Genomic DNA, 3013 nt, shown 5'->3' with positions numbered 1-3013 from the left:
GTAATGGAAATCCTTTTATCAATTGCCTTGGGTTTAAACCCAAGGCAATTGATAAAAGATTGTAATGGATAGCAGGAAAATGGATGGCAATAAATGCCCAAGCCATTCGCTCCTGATATTTATCAGCACAAGTCCTAAAAACAAAAAAACCGAACATTGCTGCTCGGTTATTGTATATTGAATAATTAAAATTTAATCATTCATAGAAATAAGAAACTCGTCGTTATTTCTTGTCTTTTTGATTTTATCGTTGATGGTATCCATTGCTTCTACTGGGTTCATATCGGCTAGGAATTTACGTAGAATCCACATGCGTTTTAGCGTGTTTTCGTCTAATAATAAATCGTCGCGACGTGTACTTGAAGACGTTAAATCGATGGCTGGGAAAATTCTACGGTTGGCAATTTTTCTGTCTAATTGTAATTCCATGTTACCTGTTCCTTTGAATTCTTCGAAGATTACTTCGTCCATTTTAGATCCAGTTTCTGTTAATGCTGTTGCAATAATACTAAGTGAACCACCGTTTTCTACATTACGTGCTGCTCCGAAGAAACGTTTTGGTTTTTGCAATGCGTTGGCATCAACTCCACCTGAAAGTACTTTTCCTGATGCTGGTTGAACCGTATTGTAAGCTCGTGCCAAACGCGTAATCGAATCTAAAAGAATCACTACATCGTGACCACATTCTACCAAACGTTTTGATTTTTCAAGAACTATATTAGCGATTTTCACGTGTTCCATTGGTTCACGGTCGAAAGTTGAAGCGATAACTTCACCACGAACGCTACGTTGCATATCGGTTACCTCTTCTGGACGTTCGTCTATTAATAAAACAATTAAATAAACTTCTGGATGATTGGCAGCAATGGCATTGGCAATGTCTTTTAGCAACATTGTTTTACCTGTTTTTGGTTGCGCCACGATCATTCCACGTTGTCCTTTTCCTATTGGTGAAAACAAGTCGATAATTCTTGTTGACGTACTGGCTTGCTTGCCGGCAATATTGAATTTTTCTTGTGGAAATATTGGTGTTAAGTGTTCGAATGAAACTCTATCGCGAACTACTTGCGGATCGTGTCCGTTGATTTTTAAAACTCTAACTAATGGAAAGAACTTCTCGCCTTCTTTTGGCGGACGAACCACTCCTTTTACTGTATCTCCAGTTTTTAATCCGAATAAACGAATTTGTGATGTTGATAAATAAATATCATCTGGTGAAGCTAAATAATTATAATCTGATGAACGTAAAAATCCGTAACCATCAGGCATCATTTCGAGAACGCCTTCACTTTCTATGATTCCGTCAAACTCATAATCGGCATCTCTAAAGTTATTAGATTTTTGATTTTTATGTTTTTGATTTGGATTTTGATTTGGATTACCGTTACCGTTTTGATTCGGATTTTGGTTTGGATTTTGGTTTTTATGCTTCTGATTCGGATTTTGATTCGGATTCTTAGGCTTTACCGGAGTTTCTTGTGATGTTTCTGATGAAGTTTCTGACGCTACAACTTCTTCTTTTGGAGTTTCATCTGTAGAAGGTTGTTCTTCTGAAGTTACTTTTGCAGGTTTGATGAATTTTGGTTTCTTCTGAAACTTTTCAGCCTTGACAGGAACTTCTTGAACTTCTTGAACTTCTTCTGCAACGCTTGCTGGCTGAGCAACATTTACAACATCTTCCGAAAACAAATCAGTAGTATTCTTTTCTATTTTAGGCGAAGCATCTGGAGCAATTCTAGCTCTTTTTATTTTTTCTTCTTTGGGCGCAACTACTTTTTCCTGAGGTTTTTCAGCAGCAGTAGCAGCTTGATGTACTAAAATTTGCTCAATTAAAGCATCCTTTTTTACACCGTTAAATTTTATGGTTTTAGCCAATTTGGCAATTTCTTGAAGTTCAGTTAACTTCATTCCTTTTAATGCAGAACTATCAAACATAAATGTTTTTATATATTTTTGTGGTAATTGATTGACAATACAAAATGTGGGGTAAATTTTCTAGTGAAACATCCGTGTTTTTGAAGTACTTACGGATTTGTTATGCAATAATACGAATAAATTTCGTTCAAGCAATAGTTTTTTAAAAAAAGAAAATATATTTTTGCGGTATAAATACGTAATAATGTTACAACGAATTCAAACAATTTATCTAGCAGTAGCTTTTATTATCTCGGGAGTGCTTCCGTTTGTCTTTCCTTTATGGCAAGTTGGCGGAAAAGACTATTACTTCATGGGAAATATAGTTTACTCATCTTTGTTTGGTTTAAGTACAACATTGGCCTTAATTAGTATAATATCGTTTAAGAAAAGACAACAACAATTTGTTTTCAACAGATTGAATATGATATTAAATTTAATTTTATTAGGATTATTTGTTTATCGTTCACTAAATTTATCTGGAGAAACTCCTGTAGTTTCTGAGAAAGGTATTGGGATGTTTCTTCCTATCATTTCTATCGTAATGTTAGTTTTGGCCAACAAAGCTATCAAGAAGGATGAAGATCTCGTAAAATCTGTTGACCGATTGAGATAAACCTATAAACTTAGTTTATTAGTGCGAAGAAAGTCCCGAACGAAAGTTTGGGATTTTTTTGTTAGAAGCCAATCCAGCTTTCCATTCCAAGTTTTTCTAAAACAAACTGGGCTAGTACTACAAAAATTAAAAACTATATTTTGCTTTTATTAGTAGTTTTTAATAAAGAAAAAACACCAATGGCAATAATTACTGATGCACAACCAACAATAATTGAATTGTTATTTGAATCGTTTTCTTCATTAATCAATTTTAGTGAGTAATTCCCTAAAACCAATAAACCACCAACTATCATAAAAATCGAAATATTCTTTTTTGATTTACTTTCCATATTTTCCATTGTGATTTAAATTTATCAAATATACATTTTTTTTAAAATTAGATACGATACTAAGTTTATTTGTGCGAAGAAAGTCCTGAACGAAAGTTTAGGATTTTTTTGTTAGAAGCCAATCCAGCTTTCCATTCCAAGTTTTTCTAAAA

At 33.7% G+C, this 3013-nt stretch carries 3 protein-coding genes; 1 reads left to right on the top strand and 2 read right to left on the bottom strand.

What is annotated here, in order from left to right; all coding sequences use genetic code 11:
- Positions 1–192: 192 nt before the first annotated feature.
- A complete protein-coding gene (gene rho, locus DIU01_RS03390; RefSeq protein ID WP_290831841.1) occupies positions 193–1935 on the bottom strand; it encodes a transcription termination factor Rho in 1743 nt (580 codons plus the stop codon).
- Positions 1936–2119: 184 nt separating this feature from the next.
- Here rho and DIU01_RS03385 point away from each other — a divergent pair, with 184 nt between their 5' ends.
- Positions 2120–2530, top strand: coding sequence for a DUF4293 domain-containing protein (locus tag DIU01_RS03385; RefSeq protein ID WP_290831840.1), 411 nt, complete (start codon positions 2120–2122; stop codon positions 2528–2530).
- Positions 2531–2663: 133 nt separating this feature from the next.
- On the opposite strand, the gene DIU01_RS03380 is transcribed toward DIU01_RS03385, so the two are convergent.
- Positions 2664–2861, bottom strand: coding sequence for a hypothetical protein (locus DIU01_RS03380; protein ID WP_290831839.1), 198 nt, complete (start codon positions 2859–2861; stop codon positions 2664–2666).
- Positions 2862–3013: the final 152 nt, after the last annotated feature.

Origin of the sequence: Flavobacterium sp. (genome assembly GCF_003525665.1) — a bacterium.
Lineage (GTDB): Bacteria > Bacteroidota > Bacteroidia > Flavobacteriales > Flavobacteriaceae > Flavobacterium.
The sequence above is the reverse complement of the archived record's forward strand: the minus strand, read 5'-3'. Positions and strand labels throughout refer to the sequence as shown.